At 73.5% G+C, this 24341-nt stretch carries 2 protein-coding genes; one reads left to right on the top strand and one right to left on the bottom strand.

The features are described from left to right. Positions 1 to 92: 92 nt before the first annotated feature. Positions 93 to 1457 carry a glycosyltransferase gene (locus tag ABTY62_RS34000; protein WP_352133261.1) on the bottom strand — a complete coding sequence of 455 codons (1365 nt, stop codon included), beginning with the start codon at positions 1455 to 1457 and terminating at the stop codon, positions 93 to 95. Positions 1458 to 1795: 338 nt separating this feature from the next. Between ABTY62_RS34000 and ABTY62_RS33995 the strand changes: the two genes are divergently transcribed. Beyond that, positions 1796 to 24322: a type I polyketide synthase gene (locus ABTY62_RS33995; protein ID WP_352133260.1), complete on the top strand. Its 22527-nt coding sequence runs from the start codon at positions 1796 to 1798 to the stop codon at positions 24320 to 24322. The last annotated feature ends 19 nt before the right edge of the window (positions 24323 to 24341 follow it).

Below are 24341 nucleotides of genomic sequence, written 5' to 3'. Positions count from 1 at the left end.
CCGCACCCCGGTCGCGCCACGGCAAGCGGCCCGATGACGGATCCAGCGGGGCTGGAACCGTCATCGGGCCGCGAGGTCCGGAAGAGCGGAGGTCAGGGTGTCAGGGCGGGGGAGCCGAGGATCAGATCGGCCGCGGTGCGCAGACCGCCCGCCTCCCGCTGCACCTGGGCGAAGTGCCGGGCGCGTGCACCGAACGAGGGGTCGGTCAGTACCCGGGTCAGCTTGTCCAGCACATCGTCGACGTCGAAGGTCTCGGGGCGGTCCAGCGTGAGGCTGACCCCGCTGTCCGCGCCGCGCACCGCCTGGTCGTAGCAGTCGATCCACAGCGGCCGGACCACCAGCGGCTTGCCGAAGTAGATCCCCTCGTGGAAGCCGTTGCCCCCGCCGTGGGTGAAGAAGACCTTGACGTTCGGGTGGGCCAGGGCGTCGAGCTGCGAGGGTACCCAGCTCTCGATCCGCAGATTGGCCGGCAGCTCGCCGTCCGGCGGCAGCAACTGCTGCTGGTCCTTGGGGAGCTTCCACAGCACGTGGTGGCGCCCCTCCAGCCGGCGGACCACCTCCACCAGGGCGCGGACCTGCTCCGCGGTCAGCCGGGTGACCGTACCGAAGCCCATGTAGACGACCGAGTCATGGGCGTCGAGCCACCGCGAGAGTCCGCCGTCCTCGGGCGCCTCGGGCAGCGGAGGAATGATCGCCCCCAGCAGACGCATGTTGTCGGGGAAGGGGAACGGATACTCAAGCCCGGTGACCGAGTAACACAGAATCAGCTCGGCCAGATCCGTCCGTGCCGAGAACTTGACCGTCTCCGGGGAGATTCCCAGTTTTTCCCGCGTCTTTTTGGAACTGCCGAGCACTGTCAGCATGCTCGGCTTGAAGAACATCGACACCTTACGGATCTTGAACCAGCGATTGGCCATCCGCTGGCCGAAGGTCATGTTCAGCGGAAGACCCGAATGCGCCGACGGGAAGTTCTTCCACAGGCTGGTCATATAGAGATTGCTGGGCAGGAAGGGCACGCTCAGCATGAACGGGATCTTCCTGGTGACCGCCACCTCCACCCCGAAGAACGACACGCTGTCGATGATCATCAGCGCCGGCCGGACCTCCTCGGCCACCGCGTCCAGCGCCCGGTACTTGGGCACCATCAGATGCGGGTTGAAGGTGTGCTCCACGAGGGCGCGGTGGGCCTTCCACCGCGACGGCTGGGTCACCCGCCGATAGGTCTCGTCGTCCCAGGTGGGGGAGGACAGCTCGGGCACCACCTCGCCCAGCGAGGCGAAGCGCACCGGACTGCCCGCGTCGATGCCCTCGATGTCCTCACGCCGCTTTTCGTCGGTGGCGAACCAGAGGTCGGGCACCCCCCGCCGGGACAGCTCGGTGGCGATGAGAAAGAGCGAGTTGAACAATCCGCTCTCCGGTGAGCTCACAAACATGATCGGCCGCCGGGGCGAGGTCACGATCAACACCTCCGCAGGTGCGGGATGGATGACGGAAGGCATGCCGAACGCGCCCGTGTGCCGGTCGGCGGCGCACGGGCCGGACCATCGGAGTTCGATCGGCAGCCCGGACTTCCTTGCTACCGGCTCGGGAACAAAGAAATCCCCAGTGATTCGGCGGACACCGGGCGCTGAACAGCGACGGGGCGAACAAACAGCCAATGACTAGGGGATTGCCAGTGGGCCGTGGATTTCACTTTCCAGTTATGGACCCCGATCGGCGGGGCGGTGCTCCGGAACCCGCGTACACGGCGCACGCAGACGCTGTCCACTGATCCGCTCGAATTACGGAGTTGGCCATGGCTACGCCCAGCGAGAAGGTCGTCGAAGCGCTCCGGGCCTCCATGAAGGAGACGGAACGGCTGCGTCGGCAGAACCAGACTCTGGTCGCCGCCGCGACGGAGCCGATCGCGATCGTGGCGATGAGCTGCCGGTTCCCGGGCGGGGTGCGCTCACCGGAAGATCTGTGGGAACTTGTCGCCGACGGCCGCGACGCGGTCTCCGGGTTTCCCGCCGACCGCGGCTGGGACCTGGACGCCCTGGCCGCGGATGACGGCCGTCCGGGCTCCAGCGTCACCCGGGAAGGCGGATTCCTCGACGGCATCGCTGACTTCGACCCCGGCTTCTTCGGGATCTCGCCGCGCGAAGCGCTGTCCATGGACCCGCAGCAGCGGCTGCTGCTGGAGACCTCCTGGGAGGCGGTGGAGCGGGCCGGGATCGACCCGACCCGGCTGAGGGGCTCCCGCACCGGGGTCTTCGTCGGCATGAGCGGCCAGGACTACTCGTATCTGACCGTGAACTCCCTGAGCGATCTGGAGGGAAACGTCGGCACCGGCATGGGCGCCGGCGCCGCCTCCGGACGGCTCTCCTACACCCTGGGCCTCGAAGGCCCCGCCGTCACCGTGGACACCGCCTGCTCCTCGTCGCTGGTGGCACTGCACTTCGCCGCCCAGGCGCTGCGCACCGGAGAGTGTTCGCTGGCGCTGGTCGGCGGTGTCACGGCGATGTCGACACCGGGGGCCTTCATCGAGTTCAGCCGCCAGGGCGGGCTCGCCCCGGACGGCCGCTGCAAGGCGTTCGCCGAGGCGGCCGACGGCACCGGGTGGGCCGAGGGCGTCGGCGTGCTGGTCGTGGAGCGGCTGACGGACGCGCGCCGCAACGGACACCGGGTGCTCGCCCTCGTCCGCGGTTCGGCCGTCAACCAGGACGGCGCGTCCAACGGCTTCACCGCGCCGAACGGCCCGTCGCAGCAGCGGGTGATCCGTCAGGCGCTGGAGAGCGCGGGGCTGTCCGCGGCGGACGTGGACGCGGTCGAGGCGCACGGCACCGGTACGACGCTGGGCGACCCGATCGAGGCCCAGGCGCTGCTCGCCACCTACGGGCAGGGCCGCGAACGGCCCCTGTGGCTGGGGTCGGTGAAGTCGAACATCGGCCACACCCAGGCGGCAGCGGGCGTGGCCGGGGTGATCAAAATGGTCATGGCGATGCGCCACGGTCTGCTCCCCTCGTCCCTCCACGTGGACGCGCCGTCCTCGCACGTCAACTGGTCGACGGGGGCGGTGGAGCTGCTGACCGAGGCCGTGACCTGGCCGGACGGCGACCGCCCGCGTCGCGCCGGGGTCTCCTCGTTCGGCGTCAGCGGAACCAACGCGCACACCATCCTGGAGCAGGCGCCGCCGGAGGACACAGAAAGAGAGGACGCGGAAGGCGGGGACGCGGCTGCCCCGGGCGCGCCGCCAGCCGTGGTGCCGTGGCTGCTGTCCGGCAGGACCGAGCCCGCCCTGCGGGCTCAGGCCGCCCGGCTGCTGTCCCATCTCGAACGCGCCCCGGCGGCGAAGACGCTGGACGTGGCGATGTCCCTGGCGACCACCCGGCCGGGCTTCGAGCACCGGCTGGCGGTGCTGGCGCACGACGCCCCGGGGCTGCGCGCCGCGCTGTCCGCCTGGCTCGCGGATGAGCGCCCGGCGACGGCTCTGCGCGGCTCGGTGCGGGCGGACGGCGGACTGGCGGTGCTGTTCTCGGGGCAGGGCAGCCAGCGGGCCGGGATGGGCCGCGAGCTGTACGGGCGGTTCCCGGCGTTCACCGAGGCTCTGGACGAGGTGTGTGCGCATCTGGACGGACACCTCGAACGGCCTCTGCGCGACGTGATGTTCGCTGAGAAGGGCTCCGCCGAGGCCGGGTTGCTCGAACGGACGGAGTGGGCTCAGCCGGCGCTGTTCGCGGTCGAGGTGGCGCTGTTCCGGCTGCTGGAGTCGTGGGGGCTGCGGCCCGACCAACTGGCCGGGCACTCGGTCGGGGAGATCGCCGCGGCGCATGTGGCCGGGGTGTTCTCGCTGGCGGACGCGTGCACGCTGGTGGCGGCGCGGGCCCGGCTGATGGGCGAGCTGCCGCCGGGCGGGGCGATGGTCTCACTGCGGGCCACCGTGGCGGAGGTGACGCCGCACCTGGGCGATGAGGTGTCGATCGCGGCGGTCAACGGGCCCGGCGCGGTGGTCGTCGCGGGCGACGAGACGGCCGTGCTGGAGGTGGCGGCCCGCTTCGAGCGGGACGGGCGCAAGACCAGGCGGCTGCGGGTGTCGCACGCCTTCCACTCGCCGCTGATGGACCCGATGCTGGCGGAGTTCGGCGAGGTGGTGCGCTCTCTGTCGTACCAGGCCCCGCTGATCCCGCTCGTCTCCCTGGTGACCGGCGAAGCGGCCACGGCCGACCTGGTGTGTTCCCCCGAGTACTGGGTGCGGCATGTGCGCGAGGCGGTGCGGTTCGCCGACGGCGTCGCCGCGATGAGCGCCGCGGGAGTGACCTCCTTCCTGGAAGTCGGCCCCGACGGCGCGCTGACCGCCCTGGCCCTGGAGTCGGCGCCGCGGGCCGCCGTCGCGGTCCCGGTCCTGCGCGGCGACCGCGGCGAGGAGGCCGCGCTCATCGAGGCGCTGACCCGGTCGCACCTCGCCGGGGTGGGCTGGGACTGGGCCGCGTTTTTCGCGGGCACCGGGGCCCGACCCGTCGATCTGCCCACGTACGCCTTCCAGCGCGAGCGATTCTGGCCCGAGGCCGCCACGGCGGAGCCGGCCGCTGCGGCGGACCCGGTGGACGCCGAGTTCTGGGCCGCGGTGGAGCGGGAGGACCTCGGCTCCCTGGCGTCGAGCCTGGACATCGAGGGCGCGGTGCTGGAGCCCGTGGTCCCGGCGCTGTCCTCGTGGCGGCGGCAACGGCGCGAGCGGACGGCCGTGGACGGCCTGCGGCACCGCGTCACCTGGAAGCCGCTGACCGGCGCGGACCACGGACCACCCCCGGGCACCTGGCTCGTGATGGTTCCGCGGGGCCGGGCGGCGGACCCGTGGGTGTCCTCGGTGGTCGCCGCGCTGGGCGCGGCGACGGTGCCGCTGGAGGTCGGTGACACCGACCGGGCCGCGCTGGCCGGGCGGCTGCGGGAGGCCGTGGCGACGGGGCCCGTCGCGGGCGTGGTGTCGTTGCTGGCGCTTGAGGAGTCCGCGGAGGCGCGATGCCCGGCCGTACCCGCAGGTGTGCTGCTGACCACCGCGCTGCTCCAGGCGCTGGGCGACGCGGGCGTCGACGCGCCGGTGTGGGCCGTGACCCGGGGAGCGGTGGCCGTCGGCCGCTCGGAGTCGGTGCGCGCCGTGGCACAGGCCGCGGTGTGGGGCCTGGGACGGGTGGCGGCGCTGGAGTTTCCCGGCCGGTGGGGCGGGTTGGTGGATCTGCCCGAGGTGGTGGACGGGCGGGCCGCGGCCCGGTTCACCGCGGTGCTGGCCGGTCTCGGCGGGGAGGACCAGGTCGCGGTGCGCGCGTCCGGGGCGTACGGCCGGCGGCTGGTCGCGGCCCCGGCCGAGCCGGGCGCGGAGTGGCGGCCGTCGGGCACGGTGGTGATCACGGGCGGCACGGGTGCCCTGGGCGGCCATGTCGCCCGGTGGCTCATGCGCGGCGGGGCCGCCCATGTGGTGCTGGCCAGCCGCAGCGGCGACCAGGCGCCGGGGGCCGCCGAACTCCGCGACGAGCTGGCCGAATCGGGCGCCCGGGTGTCCATCGTGGCGTGTGACGTGGCCGACCGGGAGCAGGTGGCCGCCATGCTCGCCGCCATCCCGGCCGACTGCCCGTTGACGGGTGTGGTGCACGCGGCGGGGGTGCTGGACGACGGAGTGCTGGAAGGGCTGTCACCCGAGCGCTTCGAAGCGGTGTTCCGCTCCAAGGTGGCGTCCGCGCTGGTCCTGGACGAGCTGACCCGCGAGCTGGATCTCTCGGCGTTCGTGCTGTTCTCGTCGGCGGCGGGCGCGCTGGGCAACCCGGGCCAGGCCAACTACGCGGCCGCCAACGCCGTGCTGGACGCGATAGCCGAGCGCCGCAGGGCCCGGGGCCTCGCCGCGACGTCCATCGCCTGGGGCGCCTGGGCCGGCGGCGGCATGGCGGGCGACGGCCGCGACGAGGCGCTCTCCCGGCGCACCGGCACGTTCGCGCTGGAGCCCGGTCAGGCGATCTCCGCGCTGCGCGGCGCCGTCGCCGACCGCGACCCGCTGCTCGTCGTCGCCGACATCCGGCGGCCCGAGTTCCTCCGGGTGTTCGGCGGCGTCCGGCCGAGCCCCGTCCTGTCCGACCTGCCGGGCTACCGCGAACTCGCCGACACCGGAGCCATCCGCCGCCCGCAGGCCGCGCGATCGGCCCCCGCGCTCCTCGAACGGCTGGCGGGCCTGCCGGAGCCGGAGCGCCCCGCCGTCGTGCTGGACCTGGTCCGTACCGAAGTGGCCGCGGTGCTGCGGTACTCCGGAGCGGACGCGATCGAGGCCGACCGGGCATTCAAGGACCTGGGCTTCGACTCGCTGACCGCCGTCGAGCTGCGCAACCAGCTCGCCGCCACGACGGGGCTGAGCCTGCCCGCCACGCTGGTGTTCGACCACCCCACCCCCACGGTGCTCGCGGAGTTCCTGCTGGCCGAGGTGGCGGGGCGGCACGACGAGGTGTCGGCCCCCGCGCCGGTCGCCGTCGGCACGGCCGACGACCCGATCGCGATCGTCGGGATGAGCTGCCGCTTCCCGGGCGGCATATCCTCCCCGGAGGATCTGTGGCGGCTGGTGGCCGCGGGCCGGGACGCCATCTCGGACTTCCCCGCCGACCGCGGCTGGGACCTCGCAGCCCTCACCGGCGACGGCCCCGGAAGCAGCGACACCGGCAGGGGAGGTTTCCTGCGTGACGCGGCCGGGTTCGACGCCGACTTCTTCGGGATCTCGCCGCGCGAGGCGATGGCGATGGACCCCCAGCAGCGGCTGCTGCTGGAGACCGCGTGGGAGGCGTTCGAGCGCGCCGGGATCGACCCGGCGTCGGTCCGGTCCAGCCGGACCGGGGTGTTCGTGGGAACCAACGGCCAGGACTACTCGGATCTGGTGCGGGCCTCGAACTCCGACACCTCCGGTCACACCGGCACCGGCATCGCCGCCAGTGTGGCCTCCGGCCGCCTCTCCTACACCCTCGGCCTCGAAGGCCCCGCGCTGACGGTCGACACCGCCTGCTCGGCCTCCCTGGTGGCGCTGCACCTGGCGGCCGGGGCCCTGCGCTCCGGAGAGTGTTCCCTCGCCCTGGCGGGCGGTGTGACGGTGATGTCCACCCCGGGCGGGTTCGTGGGCTTCAGCGGGCAGAACGGGCTGGCCCCGGACGGCCGGTGCAAGGCGTTCGCCGACGCGGCCGACGGCACGGGCTGGTCCGAGGGCGTGGCCCTGCTGGTGGTGGAGCGGCTGTCGGACGCCCGGCGCAACGGCCACGAGGTGCTGGCGGTGGTGCGGGGCTCGGCGGTGAACCAGGACGGCGCGTCGAACGGCCTCACGGCGCCGAACGGCCCGTCGCAGCAGCGCGTGATCCGGCAGGCCCTCGCCGACGCCGGTCTGTCCCCCTCGGACGTGGACGCGGTGGAGGCGCACGGCACCGGTACGACGCTGGGCGACCCGATCGAGGCCCAGGCCCTGCTCGCCACCTACGGCCGGGACCGCGAACGGCCGCTGTGGCTCGGGTCGGTGAAGTCCAACCTCGGCCACACCCAGGCGGCGGCGGGCGTGGCCGGGGTGATCAAGACGGTGATGGCCATGCGGCACGGAGTGCTGCCGCGCACGCTGCACATCGACCGGCCCTCCTCGCACGTGGACTGGTCCGCCGGCGCGGTGGAGCTGCTGACCGAGCCGGTCGAGTGGTCGCGGGCGGACCGGCCGCGCCGGGCGGGTGTCTCGTCGTTCGGGATCAGCGGCACCAATGCCCACGTCATCCTCGAACAGGGCCCGGACGCCGAGCTCCCCGACACCTCGCCCACACCCCCCGGCGTGGTGCCGTGGCCGGTCTCGGCCAAGACCGAGGAGGCGCTGTCCGACCAGCTGGACCGCCTGCGGGAGTGGGCCCAGGAACACCCGGACCTGGCGCCGGTGGATGTGGGCCACTCCCTGGCGACGGGCCGTTCGGCGTTCGAGCACCGCGCGGTGCTGCTGGCCGACGGCCGGGGCGAGGCGGAGCTCGTCGCGAGCGGTGTCGCCGGGCCGGGCGGCGGGCTCGGGGTGCTGTTCTCGGGGCAGGGCAGTCAGCGGGCGGGGATGGGCCGGGAGCTGTACGAGGCGTTCCCGGTGTTCGCCGAGGCGCTGGACGAGGTGTTCGCGCATCTCGATCTGCACCTCGAACGGCCATTGCGCGAGGTGATGTTCGCCGAGGCCGGTTCGGCCGGGGCGGAGTCGCTGGATGGGACGGGGTGGACGCAGCCCGCGCTGTTCGCGCTGGAGGTGGCGTTGTTCCGGCTGGTGGAGTCGTGGGGTGTGCGGCCGGATTACGTGGCGGGGCATTCGGTCGGGGAGATCGCGGCGGCGCATGTGGCCGGGGTGTTCTCGCTGGCGGACGCGTGCACGCTGGTGGCGGCGCGGGCCCGGCTGATGGGCGAGTTGCCGTCGGGCGGCGCGATGGTGTCATTGCAGGCCGCCGAGGACGAGGTGACGCCGTATCTCGGGGAGCGGGTGTCGATCGCGGCCGTGAACGGGCCGCGCTCGGTGGTGGTCTCGGGCGACGAGGTCGCGGTGCTGGAGCTGGCGGGCCGGTTCGGGAGGGAAGGCCGCAAGACCAAGCGGCTCGCGGTCAGCCACGCCTTCCACTCCCCGCTGATGGACCCGGTGCTCACGGACTTCCACCGGGTCGTGGCGGGCCTGTCGTTCCAGGACCCGGCCATCCCCGTGGTGTCCAATCTGACCGGCGGCCTCGCCGAGGCCGGGGAGCTGACCGCTCCCGAGTACTGGGTGCGCCACGTCCGGGAGACCGTGCGGTTCGCCGACGGCGTCGGCACGCTGGCCCGGGCGGGGGTCACCGCCCTGGTCGAACTGGGCCCGGACGGTGTGCTGTCGGCCATGGCCCACGAGTCGGTGCCGGACGGCACCACCGTGGTGCCGGCGCTGGGCAGGGCACGGGACGAGCGGTTCGCGGTGGTGACGGCGCTTGCGCGGCTGCATGTGACGGGCGTCCGCGTCGACTGGCCGGCCTTCTTCGCCGGAGCCGGGACCGGAGCCGGAGCCGGCGCCCGTCGTGTGCCCCTCCCCACGTACGCGTTCCAGCACGAGAGGTTCTGGCCCTCGCCCTCGGCGCGCGCCGCCGACCTCACCGGCGCCGGACTGGAGCCGACCGAACACCCGCTGCTGGGCGCGGCCATGACGGTGGCGGGCTCCGACGAACTCGTACTGACCGGCACGCTGTCCCTGACCACCCACCCCTGGCTGGCCGACCACCTGGTGGGCGGGCAGGTGTCCTTCCCCGGCACCGGCTTCCTGGAACTGGTGATCCGCGCCGCGGACCAGGCCGGGTGCGATCGGGTCGAGGAGCTGACCCTGACCAGCCCCCTGGTGCTGCCCGAGCGGGGCGCGGTGCGGGTGCAGCTGTGGGTGGGGAGCCGGGACGACCTCGGACACCGGCGACTGCGGTTCCACTCGCGCCCCGCCGACGGCCCCGGGCAGGAGTGGACCCCGCACGCCGAGGGAGTCCTCGCCGAGGCAGTCCTCACCGAGGACGCCGACTTCGACACGACGGCCTGGCCGCCGCACGGCGCGACCGCGATGGACCTGGACGGCCTGTACGACGCCCCTGAAGAGGCGGGGCCCGCCTACGGACCGGTCTTCCGCGGACTGCGGGCGGTGTGGCGGCGCGACGCGGAGGTCTTCGCCGAAGTCGCCCTGCCCGAGGACGTACGGGACGCGGAAACCTTCGGTGTGCACCCGGCGCTGCTCGACGCGGCACTGCACGCGACCCGGTTCATCGGCGGCGACGGCGACCGGGACCTGCTGCCGTACGCCTGGAGCGGGGTGTCGCTGCACGCCTCGGGGGCCGCGACGCTGCGCGTCAGAATCACCGGGAGCGGCCAGGACACGGTCGCGCTCACCGCGGTCGACGTGCAGGGCGATCCGGTGATCTCGGTGTCCTCGCTGACGCTGCGCCCGGCCTCGGCCCAGCCCGCGGAGGGTGCGGGAAGCCGCGAGGCGGAGGACTCGCTCTTCCGGGTCGCGTGGGTCCCCCAGGTGCTGGACACGGCGGCGCGGAGCGCCCCGTGGGCACTGCTGGGACCCGACGAGTGGGACCTGGCCGCGGCACTGGAGTCCGACGGCCGGACCACGGTCCGTACGGTGTCCTCGCTCGCCGAACTGACCGAACTGAGCGTACTGACCGGCCCCGAGGACACCACGCGGCCACGGGTGGTGGCCGTCGAGATCGCGGGCGGCCCGGACGGCGGCCCCGCGGCCGTGCGCGAACTGACCCACCGCGCCCTGCGGCTGGTGCAGGACTGGCTCGCCGAGGACCGGCTCGCCGGATCACGCCTGCTGTTCCTCACCCGGGGAGCGGTCGCCGACGAGGACGACCAGGAGGTCACCGACCTGGCCGCGGCGGCGGTATGGGGCCTGGTGCGGTCCGCGCAGGCGGAACATCCCGGCCGGTTCCTGCTGGTGGACCTGGACGACCCGGCCCGGTCCGCCGCGGCGCTGCCCGCGCTCCCCGCCCTGCTGGACGCCGACGAGCCGCAGGCCGTGGTCCGCGCCGGTGCGGTACGGGTGGCGCGGCTGGCGCGGCTGGCCTCCGCCGACCGCCTGGTGCCGCCGACCGGTACCCCGTGGCGGCTGGACACCCGCGCGAAGGGCGGCCTGGACGGGCTGACGCTCGCCGCGTGCCCCACGGCGCTCGAGCCACTGACGGGCCGCGAGGTGCGGGTGGCGATACGCGCCGCCGGGGTGAGCTTCCGTGATGTCCGCGACGCGCTCGGCACGCATCCCGGGGAAGCCGGGCCGTTCGGGTCCGAGGCCGCCGGTGTGGTCGAGGCGATCGGCCCCGAGGTGACCGGGCTCCGGCCGGGAGACCCCGTGATGGGCCTGCTCTCCGGCGGACTCGGCCCCGTGGGGGTGGCGGACGAACGGCTCCTCACCCGCGTACCCGACGGCTGGACGTGGCAGACCGCCGCCTCGGTGCCGCTGGCGTTCCTGACCGCGTACCACGCCCTGGTGGACCTCGCCGGTCTGCGCGCCGGGGAGAAGGTGCTGATCCACGCGGGTGCGGGCGGCGTCGGCATGGCGGCGATCCAACTGGCCCGGCACCTGGGCGCGGACGTGTTCGCCACCGCGAGCGAGAGCAAGTGGGACACCCTGCGGTCGCTGGGCGTGGCGGAGGATCACCTCGCTTCCTCGCGCACCACGGAGTTCGCGCCGAGGTTCGCCGATGCCACGGGTGGTGGCGGGGTCGATGTCGTACTCAACTCCCTGTCGGGGGAGTTCGCCGACGCCTCACTGCGCCTGCTGGCACCGGGCGGCCGGTTCCTGGAGCTGGGCCGGGCCGACCTCCGCGACCCACAGGCGCTGCCGGAGGTGCGCTACCAGCCGTTCGACCTGGGGTCGGCGGACCCCGAGCACATCCAGCGGACACTGGTCGAGCTGGTCCGGCTGTTCGGCGACGGATCCCTGCGGCCGCTTCCGGTGCGCACCTGGGACGTGCGCCGGGCCCGCGAGGCGTTCCGGTATCTGAGCGAGGGCCGGCACATCGGCAAGGCCGTACTGACCACGCCCCGCCGCTGGGACGCCGAGGGCACCGTACTGATCACCGGCGGCACCGGTGGGCTCGGTGCCGAGCTGGCCCGGCATCTGGTCACCCGGCGAGGCGCCCGGCACCTGCTGCTGGCCAGTCGGCGCGGCCTCGCCGCGCCCGGCGCCGCCGAGCTGCGGGACGAGCTGGCCGCACACGGCGCCGAGGTCACCGTGGCCGCCTGCGACCTGTCCGAACGAGCCGCCACGGCCGAACTGCTCGCCGCCGTCCCGGCCGCGCACCCGCTCACCGCGGTGGTGCACACCGCGGGCGTACTGGACGACGGAGTCGTCGGATCGCTGACCCCCGAGCGGCTGGACACGGTGCTGCGCCCGAAGGTCGACGCCGCATGGCATCTGCACGAACTCACGCGCGACCTCGACCTGGCCGCGTTCGTCTGCTACTCCTCGGTGTCCGGTGTGATGGGCACCGCGGGCCAGGCCAACTACGCGGCGGGCAACGTCTTCCTGGACGCCCTGGCGCAGCACCGGCGCGCCCACGGCCTGCCCGCGGTCTCCCTCGCCTGGGGAGCCTGGGAACAGGGCACGGGCATGACCAGCACCCTGGGCGAGGACGAGCTGCGCCGGCTCAGGGAGACGGGTATGCCACCGCTGTCGGTCGAGCGCGGGCTGGCACTGTTCGACGCCGCCACCGCCTGCGACGAGGCACTGGTCCTGCCGCTCGGAGTCGGAAACGGTGCGCTGCGGCTGCCCGGCGGGGTACCCGCCATCCTGCGCGGACTGCTGCGGCCCGGCCGCCGTGCGGCCGCGGGCGGTGGCGCGGAGCGGTCCCGGACGGGCCTCGCCGAGCGGCTGGCCGGGCTGCCGGAGGACGAGCGGTCGCGGTTCCTGGTCGACCTGGTGCGCGCGGAGGTCGCCCGGGTGCTGCGGCACTCCCGGACTGCGGCCATCGGCGCCGACCGGGCGTTCAAGGACCTGGGCTTCGACTCGCTGACCTCGATCGAGTTGCGCAACCAGCTCGCCGCGACCACCGGACTGAGCCTGCCGTCCACGCTGGTGTTCGACCACCCGACGCCCGCGGCGCTGGCACAGCTGCTGCTGACCGAGCTCACGGGTACGCCGGCCGAGACCGCTCTCCCCACCTCGCCGGCCGCTCCGCTCACGGACGACCCGATCGTCATCGTCGGGATGAGCTGCCGCTTCCCCGGCGGTGTGCGCTCTCCCGAGCAGCTGTGGGACCTGGTCGCCGAGGGCCGTGACGCGATCTCCCCGTTTCCCACCGACCGCGGCTGGGACCTCGGCATGCTCTCCGACGATCCCGACGGGAAGGGTGGCGGAGCCGTCCGCGAGGGCGGGTTCGTCTATGACGCGGCGGAGTTCGACGCGGGCTTCTTCGGGATCTCGCCGCGTGAGGCGCTGGCGATGGATCCGCAGCAGCGGCTGCTGCTGGAGGCCTCGTGGGAGGCGTTCGAGCGCACCGGGATCGACCCCGCGTCGCTCCGGTCCAGCCGGACCGGCGTGTTCGTCGGCACCAACGGCCAGGACTATTCGACTCTGGTCATGAACGCCGGGGAGGAGTTGGCCGGGCACGCCGGCACCGGGCTCGCCGCGAGCGTGGCGTCCGGGCGTCTGTCGTACACGCTGGCCCTGGAAGGTCTGGCGATGACGGTGGACACCGCGTGTTCCTCCTCGCTGGTGGCGTTGCACCTGGCGGCCCAGGCGCTGCGGTCGGGGGAGTGCACGCTGGCGCTGGCGGGCGGGGTGACGGTGATGTCCACCTCGGTGGGATTCGCCGGGTTCAGCCGCCAGGGCGGGCTGGCACCGGACGGCCGGTGCAAGGCGTTCGCCGACGCGGCGGACGGTACGGGCTGGTCCGAGGGTGTCGGCATGCTCGTGGTGGAGCGGCTGTCGGACGCCAGGCGCAACGGCCACCAGGTGCTGGCGGTGGTGCGCGGCTCGGCGATCAACCAGGACGGCGCGTCCAACGGCCTGACGGCGCCGAACGGTCCGTCGCAGCAGCGGGTGATCCGGCAGGCCCTGGCGAGTGCGGGGCTGTCCACGCCGGACGTGGACGCGGTGGAGGCGCACGGTACGGGGACCCGGCTCGGTGATCCGATCGAGGCGCAGGCGCTGCTGGCCACGTATGGCCGAGGCCGCGCCCCGGAACGGCCGCTGTGGCTCGGGTCGGTGAAGTCGAACATCGGGCACACCCAGGCGGCCGCGGGGGTGGCCGGCGTGATCAAGATGGTCATGGCGATGCGGCACGGTGTGCTGCCCTCGACGCTGCATGTGGACGCCCCGTCGTCGCATGTGGACTGGGCGGCCGGCGCGGTCGAGCTGCTGAGCGAGCCCGTCGCGTGGCCGGAGACCGGCCGGCCGCGGCGCGCCGGCGTCTCGTCGTTCGGGATCAGCGGCACCAACGCCCACATCATTCTCGAGCAGGGCCCGGCTCCCGTGGCACCCGAGGCGCCCGAGGTCTCTCCCGCGGCGCCGGGCCCGGTGCCGTGGCCGGTGTCGGGCAAGAGCGAGCCCGCGCTGCGCGCCCAGATCGACCAGCTCATGTCGTTCGTGGCCGCGAACCCCGGTCCGGCGCCGCTGGACGTGGGCTTCTCGCTGGCCACGAGCCGGTCGGTGTTCGAGCACCGCGCGGTGCTGCTGGCCGACGGGGAGGGCGCGACGGAGGTCGCCGAGGGCACTGCCCACCCCGAACCCATGGTGGCGTTCCTGTTCTCCGGACAGGGCAGCCAGCGGGCCGGGATGGGGCGCGAGCTGTACGGGCGGTTCCCGGTGTTCGCCGACGCGCTGGACGGGGTGTGCGCGCATCTGGACCCGCACCTGGACCGGCCCTTGCGCGAGGTGCTGTTCGCGGAGCCGGGGTCGGCCGAGGCGGCACTGCTGGACGGGACGGGGTGGACTCAGCCCGCGCTGTTCGCGGTCGAGGTGGCGCTGTTCCGGCTGGTGGAGTCCTGGGGACTGCGGCCCGACTATGTGGCGGGGCATTCGGTCGGGGAGATCGCGGCGGCGCATGTGGCGGGCGTGTTCTCGACGGCGGACGCCTGCGCGCTGGTGGCGGCGCGGGCGGGGCTGATGCAGGGGTTGCCGTCGGGTGGGGCGATGATGTCGTTGCAGGCCACCGAGGACGAGGTGGTTCCCCGGCTGACGGACCGGGTGTCGATCGCCGCGGTCAACGGACCGCGCTCGGTGGTGATCGCCGGTGACGAGACGGCGGTGTCGGCGGTCGCGGCCCACTTTGCGGCGGAAGGGCGCAGGACCAGGCGGCTGCGAGTGTCGCACGCTTTTCACTCACCGCTGATGGAGCCGATGCTGGACGGGTTCCGGCGGGTGGTGGAGGGGCTGTCCCCCGAGGCTCCGCGGATCCCGCTGGTGTCCAACGTGACGGGTGAGGTGGCGTCGGCGGAGCTGGTGTGCTCGCCGGAGTACTGGGTGCGGCATGTGCGGGAGACGGTGCGGTTCGCCGACGGGGTGGCCGCGATGAACCAGGCCGGGGTGACCGCGTTCCTGGAGGTCGGCCCCGACGGTGTGCTCTCCGGCATGGCCCAGGACACCCTGCCCGAGCCGTCCCCCGACACCGTCGTGACCGCGGCCCTGCGCAGGGACCAGGACGAGGAGAGGGCGCTGCTCACCGCGCTGGCCCGGCTGTATGTCACCGGCGTACGGGTCGACTGGCAGGCGCTGTTCGCCGGAACGGGCGCCCGACGGGTGGAGCTGCCCACCTACGCCTTTCAGCGCCGGCGCTACTGGCCGGCGACATCGCTCCGTACCACGGACGCCTCGGGGCTGGGACTGGCGCCCGCGCGCCATCCCCTGCTGGGCGCGGCGGTGGAGCTGGCCGATGGCGGCGGCATGCTGTTCACCGGCCGGCTGTCGGTGGCCACGCACCCGTGGCTGGCCGATCACGCGGCCGGCGGTGTGGTGCTGTTCCCCGGCACCGGCTTCCTGGAGCTGGCGATCCGCGCCGGTGACCAGGTCGGCTGCGGTTCGGTGGAGGAACTCACCCTCGCGACGCCCTTGGTGGTGCCCGAGCGGGACGCGGTGACGGTGCAGCTGTGGGCGGGCGAGCCGGACGGTTCGGGACGCCGCAGCCTGAACGTGTACTCCCGCCCGGCCGACGCCGCGGAGGGGCCATGGGTACGGCACGCCACGGGCGTGCTCGCGGCGGGCGAGCACCGGGCGGAGCCCGATGGCGCGGTGTGGCCGCCCGAGGGTGCGGCCGAGGTCGGGCTGGAGGGGTTCTACGAGCGGTTCGCGGAAGGCGGGTTCGCCTACGGGCCGACCTTCCAGGGGCTGCGCGCGGTGTGGCGGCGCGGAGACGAGATCTTCGCCGAGGTCGCACTGGACGAGCAGGTCGGCGACGCCGAGTCCTTCGGGGTGCACCCCGCGCTGCTGGACGCCGCGCTGCACGCGGCGCTGTTCGTGGACCTGGACGCGAGCGCGGCCGGCCGGTTGCCGTTCTCCTGGAGCGGGGTCTCCCTGCACGCCGGTGGCGCGTCCACGCTGCGGGTACGGCTGACCAAGGCCGGTCCGGAAGCGGTGTCCCTGATGGCGCTCGACACCGCCGGGGACCCGGTGGTGTCGGTCGACGCGCTCGTCCTGCGGCCGGTGTCCACCGAACACATGGCCGCCGCTTCCGTACGGCGCCACGAGTCGCTGTTCCAGCTGGAATGGGTCCCCCTGCCGGCCGCCGGGTCCGTACCCGGCACCGAGAACCTGCGGTGGGCCGTGCTCGGAACGGACGAGTTCGCCCTGGAAGCGGCCCTCACGACACCGCAGACCCCGGTCACCGACCACCGGGACGCGGGATCCCTGGACGAGGTGCTGGGCGACGACGACTCCGCCCCGGCCGTCATCGTGGTCCCGATCCGCGGCGACGCCCCCGGCGGCGAGGAGAGCACGGACACGGTGGCCGCCTCGGCGCGGACACTCACCTCCCGGGCGCTGCTGCTGGTTCAGGACTGGTCGGCCGACAACCGGTCGGCCCGGTCCCGACTGGCGTTCGTGACCAGGGGCGCGGTCGCGGCGGACGACGGGGACGGCGTCCTCGACCCGGCCGCCGCCGCCGTGTGGGGGCTGGTGCGGTCCGCGCAGGCGGAGCACCCCGACCAGTTCGTGCTGATCGACCTCGACGAGAACGACAACGCCGCCGCGGCGATCCCCGCCGCGCTCGCTTCGGGCGAGCCACAGGCGGTCATCCGCGACGGCGCCGTCCGGGTCGGACGGCTGGGCCGCCCGGCCCCCGGGGCGCCCGAGCCGCGCCCGTGGGATCCGGCCGGCACGGTCCTGATCACCGGTGGCACGGGCGGTCTGGGCCGTCTGTTCGCACGGCACCTGGTGGCCGAGCACGGGGTGCGGAATGTGCTGCTGGCGAGCAGGCGCGGTGGCGAGAGCGACGGAGTCGTCGAGACGGTCGCCGAACTGACCGCGCACGGCGCCGAGGTCAGGGTCGTCGCATGCGACGTGGCGAACCGGGCCGCCGTGGCGGGACTGCTCGCGGACATCCCCGAGGGACAGCCGCTGACCGCGGTCATCCACACCGCGGGTGTCCTGGACGACGGTGTGATCGGATCACTGACACCGGACCGGCTGGACACCGTCTTCCGGCCCAAGGTGGACGGGGCCTGGCATCTGCACGACCTCACCCGGGACCTGAACCTCGCGGCGTTCGTGCTGTTCTCGTCGGTCACCGGCCTTGTCGGGGGCGCCGGGCAGGCCAACTACGCCGCCGCGAACAGCTTCCTGGACGGCCTGGCCCACTACCGGCGAGCGCACGGCCTCGCCGCGACGTCCCTGGCGTGGGGCCCCTGGGAACAGAGCGCGGGAATGACCGGCGGGCTCGGCGAAGCGGACGTCAAACGGATGGCCCGCGGCGGAATGCTGCCGCTGACCGCCGAGCAGGGCCTGGCGCTGTTCGACACCGCGCGCACGCTGGACCATGCGCTGCTGGTGCCCGCCCGAGTCGATGTGGCCGCGCTGCGGGCCCGGCGTGAGGTGCCGTGGCTGGTGCGCGCGGTCGCCGATCGGATGCCGCGCCGCCGCGCCGCAGGAAGCGACCCGGCCGCGGTGACCACGCTCACCCGGCGGCTGACGGAGCTGCGCCCGGCGGACCGGGTCCGTGCCGTGGTGGACCTGGTGAGCACGGAGGTGGCCGCGGTCCTCGGGCACGCGTCGCCGACCGCGGTGGAAGTCCGGCGCGAGTTCCGTGAACTGGGCTTCGACTCGCTGACCGCGGTGGAACTGCGCAACCAGCTGGCCCACACCACCGGCCTGCGCCTGCCGTCCACCCTCGTGTTCGACTACCCCACGCCGATGGCGCTGGCCGAGCACCTGGTGGCCGAACTCGTCGGCACCGACAGCGGCCCGCTCGCGCCGGAGCCACGCCACACGCCCGTCGATGACGACCCGATCGCGATCGTGTCCATGGCCTGCCGCTACCCCGGCGGCGTGGACTCCCCGGAGAGCCTGTGGCAGCTCGTGAGCGGAGAGCGGGACGGTGTCTCCGGATTCCCGACCTCCCGGGGATGGGATCTGGACGCGCTGTACAACCCGGACCGGGACACGCGCGGGAACACCAGCTATGTGCGTGAGGGCGGGTTCCTCCACGAAGCCGGGGAGTTCGACCCGGCCTTCTTCGGGATCTCGCCGCGCGAGGCGCTGGCGATGGATCCGCAGCAGCGGCTGCTGCTGGAGACCTCGTGGGAGGCGATCGAGCGGGCCGGCGTCGACCCGCTGACGCTGCGCGGCAGCCGGACCGGTGTCTTCGCCGGGGTGATGTACCACGACTACGGCACCGGCGCGGAGTTCCCGGAGGAGGCGATGAGCTTCATCGGGACCGGCACGGCGGGCAGCGTGATGTCGGGCCGGGTCGCCTACGCCCTCGGCCTGGAGGGCCCGGCGGTGACGGTCGACACAGCCTGCTCCTCGTCGCTGGTGGCCATGCACTGGGCGGCCCAGGCGCTGCGCGCCGGTGAGTGCGCCCTGGCGCTGGCCGGCGGAGTGACGGTCATGGCCACCCCGGGGCCCTTTGTGGACTTCAGCGCGCAGGGGGGCCTGGCGGCCGACGGGCGATGCAAGTCGTTCTCCGATCGCGCCGATGGCGTGGGCTGGTCCGAGGGCGTCGGCATGCTGGTGCTGGAGCGGCTGTCGGACGCGCGGCGCAACGGCCACGAGGTGCTGGCCGTGTTGCGGGGCTCGGCGGTGAACCAGGACGGCGCCTCGAACGGGCTCACGGCGCCGAACGGCCCGTCCCAACAGCGGGTGATCAAGCAGGCTCTGGCCGATGCCGGTCTCTCGCCCACCGACGTCGATGTCGTGGAAGGGCACGGTACCGGCACCACGCTGGGCGATCCCATCGAAGCCGAAGCGCTGCTGGCGACGTACGGCCGGGACCGGGACGCCGATCACCCGCTGTGGCTGGGATCGGTGAAGTCGAACATCGGACACACGCAGGCGGCGGCGGGCGTGGCCGGTGTGATCAAGATGGTGATGGCCATGCGGCACGGCACGCTGCCGCCCACCCTGCACGTCGACGAGCCCTCGTCGCACGTGGACTGGTCGTCCGGTGAGGTCCGCCTGCTGACCGAGGTCCGCGAGTGGACGGCGAACGGCCGGCCGCGCCGCGCCGCGGTGTCCTCCTTCGGGATCAGCGGCACCAACGCGCACACCATCCTGGAACAGGCTCCGCGGGAGGAGGCCGGGGACGGTCAGGCGGAGTCTCCCGCCCCGGTGCGGGTGCCGGGTGTGGTGCCGGTGGTGGTGTCGGGGAAGTCGGACGAGGCGCTGCGGGCGCAGGCGTCCCGGCTGGTCTCCCGGGTCGAGGCCGATTCCGGTCCGGGCCTGGCGGATCTGGGGTTCTCGCTGGCGACCTCGCGGTCGGGGTTCGAGCGCCGCGGTGTGGTGCTGGCGGGCGCCCGGGAGGGGGCGGTGGAAGGCCTGCGGGCTGTGGCGTGTGGCGAGCCGGATGTGAATGTGGTGCGTGGGGTGGCCCGGGAGGACCGGGTGGTGGCGTTCCTGTTCTCGGGGCAGGGCAGTCAGCGGGCGGGGATGGGCCGGGAGTTGTACGAGGCGTTCCCGGTGTTCGCCGAGGCGCTGGACGAGGTGTTCGCGCACTTGGACGGCCACCTCGAACGGCCGCTGCGCGAGGTGATGTTCGCCGAGGCGGGCTCGGCCGAGGCGGAGTCGCTGGATGAGACGGGGTGGACGCAGCCGGCGTTGTTCGCGCTGGAGGTGGCGCTGTTCCGGCTGGTGGAGTCGTGGGGTGTGCGGCCGGACTATGTGGCGGGGCATTCGGTCGGGGAGATCGCCGCGGCGCATGTGGCCGGGGTGTTCTCGCTGGCGGACGCGTGCACGCTGGTGGCGGCGCGGGCCCGGCTGATGGCGGAGCTGCCGCGGGGCGGCGCGATGGTGTCCCTCCAGGCCACTGAGGACGAGGTGACCCCGCAGCTGACTGAGGGCGTGTCGATCGCGGCGGTCAACGGGCCGCGATCGGTGGTGGTCTCCGGTGATGAGGCGGCCGTGCTGGATGTGGCCGCCCGGTTTGCGGAGGAAGGCCGTAAGACTAGGCGTTTGCGGGTCTCGCATGCGTTTCACTCGCCCTTGATGGACGGGATGTTGGCGGAGTTCGGACGGGTGGTCCGGGGCCTGTCGTTCCAGGCTCCGACGGTGCCGCTGGTGTCGAACCTGACCGGTGAGCCCGAGTTGGCGGAGGAAGTGGTGTGTGAGCCGGAGTACTGGGTGCGGCATGTGCGGGAGCCGGTGCGGTTCGCCGACGGGGTGCGCTGGCTGGACGGGTGCGGAGTGAGCGCGTATCTGGAGCTGGGGCCGGACGGTGTGCTGTCGGCGATGGCTCAGGAGAGCCTGTCCGAGCAGTCACCCGCCACCACGGTGGTCGTCTCGGCGCTGCGGAAGGGCGTGGAGGAGGAGCGGGCGGCGGCCACCGCCCTGGCCCGCCTGTACGCCCAGGGGGTCGACGTCGACTGGGAGGCGTTCTTCGCGGGCACCGGAGCCCGGCGGGTGGATCTGCCCACCTACGCCTTCCAGCGAGAGCTGTACTGGCCGGCGCCCGCCGCCCGGACGGGAGACGTGACCGCCGCCGGACTCGGAGCCCCGGGACACCCCTTGCTGGGCGCGGCGGTGGAACGGGCCGACGCCGAAGGCGTGCTGTTCACCGGGCGCCTTTCGGCGGCGACCCATCCGTGGCTGGCCGATCACGTCATCGACGGATCGGTGTTCTTCCCCGGCACCGGCTTCCTGGAGCTGGCGTTCCGCGCCGGCGACGAGGTCGGCTGCGGCCTGGTCGAGGAGCTCACCCTGGCCTCGCCGCTGGTCATACCCGACCGTCAGACGGCGGTCATCCAGCTGTGGGTCGGCGGACCGGACGAGTCGGGCCGCCGCACCGTGAACCTCTACTCCCGGCCGGCCGACGCCGTGGACCGGCCCTGGACCCACCACGCCACGGGAGTCCTGGCGCCCGGGCAGCCGAACCCCGGGGGCGAGATGCGGGCATGGCCGCCCGAGGGCGCCACCCCGGTCCCGGTGGACGGCTTCTACGAGCACGTGGCCGACGGAGGCTTCGGCTACGGGCCGGTGTTCCAGGGGCTGCGAGCGGTCTGGCGGCGCGACGGCGAGGTCTTCGCGGAGGTCGCCCTCCCCGAGCAGGTGGACGACGCCACCTCGTTCGGGGTGCATCCGGCCCTGCTGGACGCGGCCCTGCACGCGGTGGCGTTCGTGGACCTCGGGGAAGCGGAGCGAGGACGGCTGCCCTTCTCCTGGAACGGGGTGACCCTGCACGCCGCGGGAGCCTCCCTGCTGCGTGTGCGGCTGACCAGGGTCGGCGCGGAGTCCGTGTCGCTGACGGCCTTCGACCCGACGGGTGCGGCGGTGATGTCCGCCACGACGCTCGCCCTGCGCCAGATGTCCGCCGCGCAGCCCGAGGGCGGACGGCGCGCCGAAGAGGACATGCTGTTCCGGCTCGACTGGGTGCCCGCCGGGGCCATCACGGCGGACGGCGCTGAACCCACCACCGTGGAGCTGCCCGCCGGCGCCCCGGGCCTGGCGTCGCTGACGACGGTGCCGGATGTGGTGACGGTCGCCATCGGATCGGCCGACTCCGGCGATGTCGTGCGCTCGGTGCACGAGGAGACCGCGCGGGTCCTGGCCCTGGTCCAGGAGTGGCTGGCCGAGGAGCGGTTCGCCGACGCGCGTCTGCTCTTCGTCACGCGGGGTGCTGTGGCGGCCGACGACGGTGCGACGGTGACGGATCTGGGCGGGGCCGCGGTGTGGGGGCTGGTGCGGTCGGCACAGGCCGAGCACCCGGGGCGGTTCCTGCTCGTGGATGTGGACCAGCACGAGACCTCCATGTCGGCGCTGCCCGCGGCGCTCGCCTCGGGCGAGCCCCAGGTCGTGGTGCGCGACGGCGTGGTGCGCACGGGTCGGCTGGCCAGGGTGTCCACGGGGGCAGGTCTGGTGCCTCCGGCCGGTGGGGCGTGGCGGCTGGAGAGCGGGGAGCGGGGGAGGCTGGAGAACCTCGCTCTTCAGGCGGCGCCGGAGGCCGGCAGGCCGCTGGCGGCCGGTGAGATCCGGTTGTCGGTCCGGGCTGCCGGGCTGAACTTCCGTGATGTGCTGAGCGCGTTGGGCATGTACCCGGGAGAGGCCGGGCCGCTGGGTGGTGAGGCGGCCGGTGTGGTCGTGGAGACCGGCCCCGAGGTGACCGGGTTGTGTGCCGGCGACCGGGTGATGGCCCTGGTGCCCGGTTCCTTCGGCCCCCTCGTGACCGTGGACCAGCGTGCCGTGGTGACGGTCCCCGACGCGTGGTCGTTCGAGGACGCGGCGGCGGTGCCGCTGGTGTTCCTGACCGCGTACTACGGCCTGGTGGATCTGGCGGGGCTCGCGGCGGGTGAGTCGGTGCTGGTGCACGCGGGTGCCGGTGGGGTGGGTATGGCCGCGATTCAGCTGGCCCGGCATCTGGGTGCTGAGGTGTTCGCGACGGCGAGTGAGGGCAAGTGGGACGCGCTGCGCTCGCTGGGCATCCCGGACGATCACATCGCCTCTTCCCGGACGACCGAGTTCGAGGAGCGCTTCCGGGAGGTGAGTGGCGGGCGCGGTGTGGATGTGGTGCTCAACTCGCTCGCGGGCGAGTTCATCGACGCCTCCGCGCGGCTGCTGCGCCCCGGCGGGCGGTTCCTCGAGATGGGCAAGACCGATATCCGCGAAGCGGAGGCGGTGGACGGTCGCTACGTCCCCTTCGATCTGGCGGATGTGGAGCCGGACCGGGTCCAGGGGATGCTGGTCGAGCTGTTGGGGTTGTTCGAGGCGGGTGTGTTGCGGCCGTTGCCGGTGGCGGCGTGGGATGTGCGGCGGGCGCGGGACGCGTTCCGGTTCATGAGCCAGGCCAGGCACACGGGCAAGATCGTGCTGACCATGCCGCGTGAGTGGGACTCCGAGGGCACGGTGCTGATCACCGGGGGTACTGGTGGTCTGGGCGGTGTGCTGGCGCGGCATCTGGTGGAGGATCGCGGGGTGCGGCACCTGGTGCTGACGAGCCGTCGGGGTACGGCTGCTCCGGGCGCGGAGGAGTTGCGGGCGGAGCTGTCGGCGCTGGGTGCCGAGGTGTCGGTCGTGGCCTGCGATGTGGCGGACCGTGATGCGGTGGCGGGTGTGCTGGCGTCGATTCCGGCGGAGCATCCGCTCACGGCGGTGGTGCATACGGCGGGTGTGCTGGACGACGGCGTGGTGGGGTCGCTGACGCCCGAGCGGTTGAGCACGGTGTTGCGGCCGAAGGTGGACGCGGCGTGGCATCTGCACGAGCTGACGCGGGACCTGGACTTGGCGGAGTTCGTGGTGTTCTCGTCGGTGGCGGGTTCGATGGGCGCTCCGGGTCAGGCGAATTATGCGGCGGGGAACGCGTTCTTGGACGCGTTGATGGTGTGCCGGCGGGCCGAGGGGCGTGTGGGGCAGTCGTTGGTGTGGGGGCCGTGGGCGCAGGAGAGCGGGATGACCCGTGGTCTGAGTGAGGCCGATGTGGAGCGGATGAGCGCCGCCGGGCTGCCGCCCATCAGCGCTGAGCAGGGCATGGCCCTCTTCGACGCGGCCACCGCGCTGCACGACCCGGTCGTCGTCCCCGCACCGTTCAATCTGGCCGCGCTGCGCGCCCTGGGCACCCCGCCGCCGGTGTTCCGCGGCCTGATCGGCACGGGCGCCCGGCCGATGGCCCACTCCACCGTCGCGGAGACCTCCGAGTCGCTGCGCGACCGGCTGCTCGGCCTGCGCGCCGGGGAACGCCGCGAGCAGTTGGTCCGGCTCGTACAGGAACAGGCGGCCCTCGTCCTGGGATATGCGTCCGCGGACAAGATCGACCCGGCCCATCGCTTCAGCGACCTGGGCTTCGACTCGCTGACCGCGGTCGAACTGCGCAACGGGCTGAGCCTGCGCACCGGGCTGCGGCTGGCCCCCACCCTGATCTTCGACTATCCGGTCCCGGCGGCGCTGGCCGGATATCTGGAGAGCGAACTCGTGCCCGCGGACACCCCCGACCCGACACCGTCGCTGATGGCGGACCTCGACCGGCTGGACGCCGGACTGTCCGAACTGTCGGACGGCGGCGTCGACGAGATCACCCGGACCGGTGTAGCCCTCCGGCTCCGGCAACTGCTGGCGAAGGTGACCAAGAACGAGGCGGAAAGCAACGGCTCCGGTCCCGCCGACCCGTTCGAATCGGCCAGTGCCGACCAGATTCTCGACTTTATCGACAACGAACTGGGCCGACTGAACGACCGGTGACCCCGGCGCCCAGATTCCA

This window comes from Streptomyces sp. NPDC097640, from assembly GCF_040302705.1.
GTDB lineage: Bacteria > Actinomycetota > Actinomycetes > Streptomycetales > Streptomycetaceae > Streptomyces.
Note: the sequence above shows the minus strand (reverse complement) of the source record. Positions and strands in the feature narration are given on the sequence as shown.

What these genes read in the sequence shown, in the direction of transcription:
- ABTY62_RS33995 (WP_352133260.1), top strand. Translation starts at nt 1,796, where the DNA reads ATGGCTACGCCCAGCGAGAAGGTCGTCGAAGCGCTCCGGGCCTCCATG.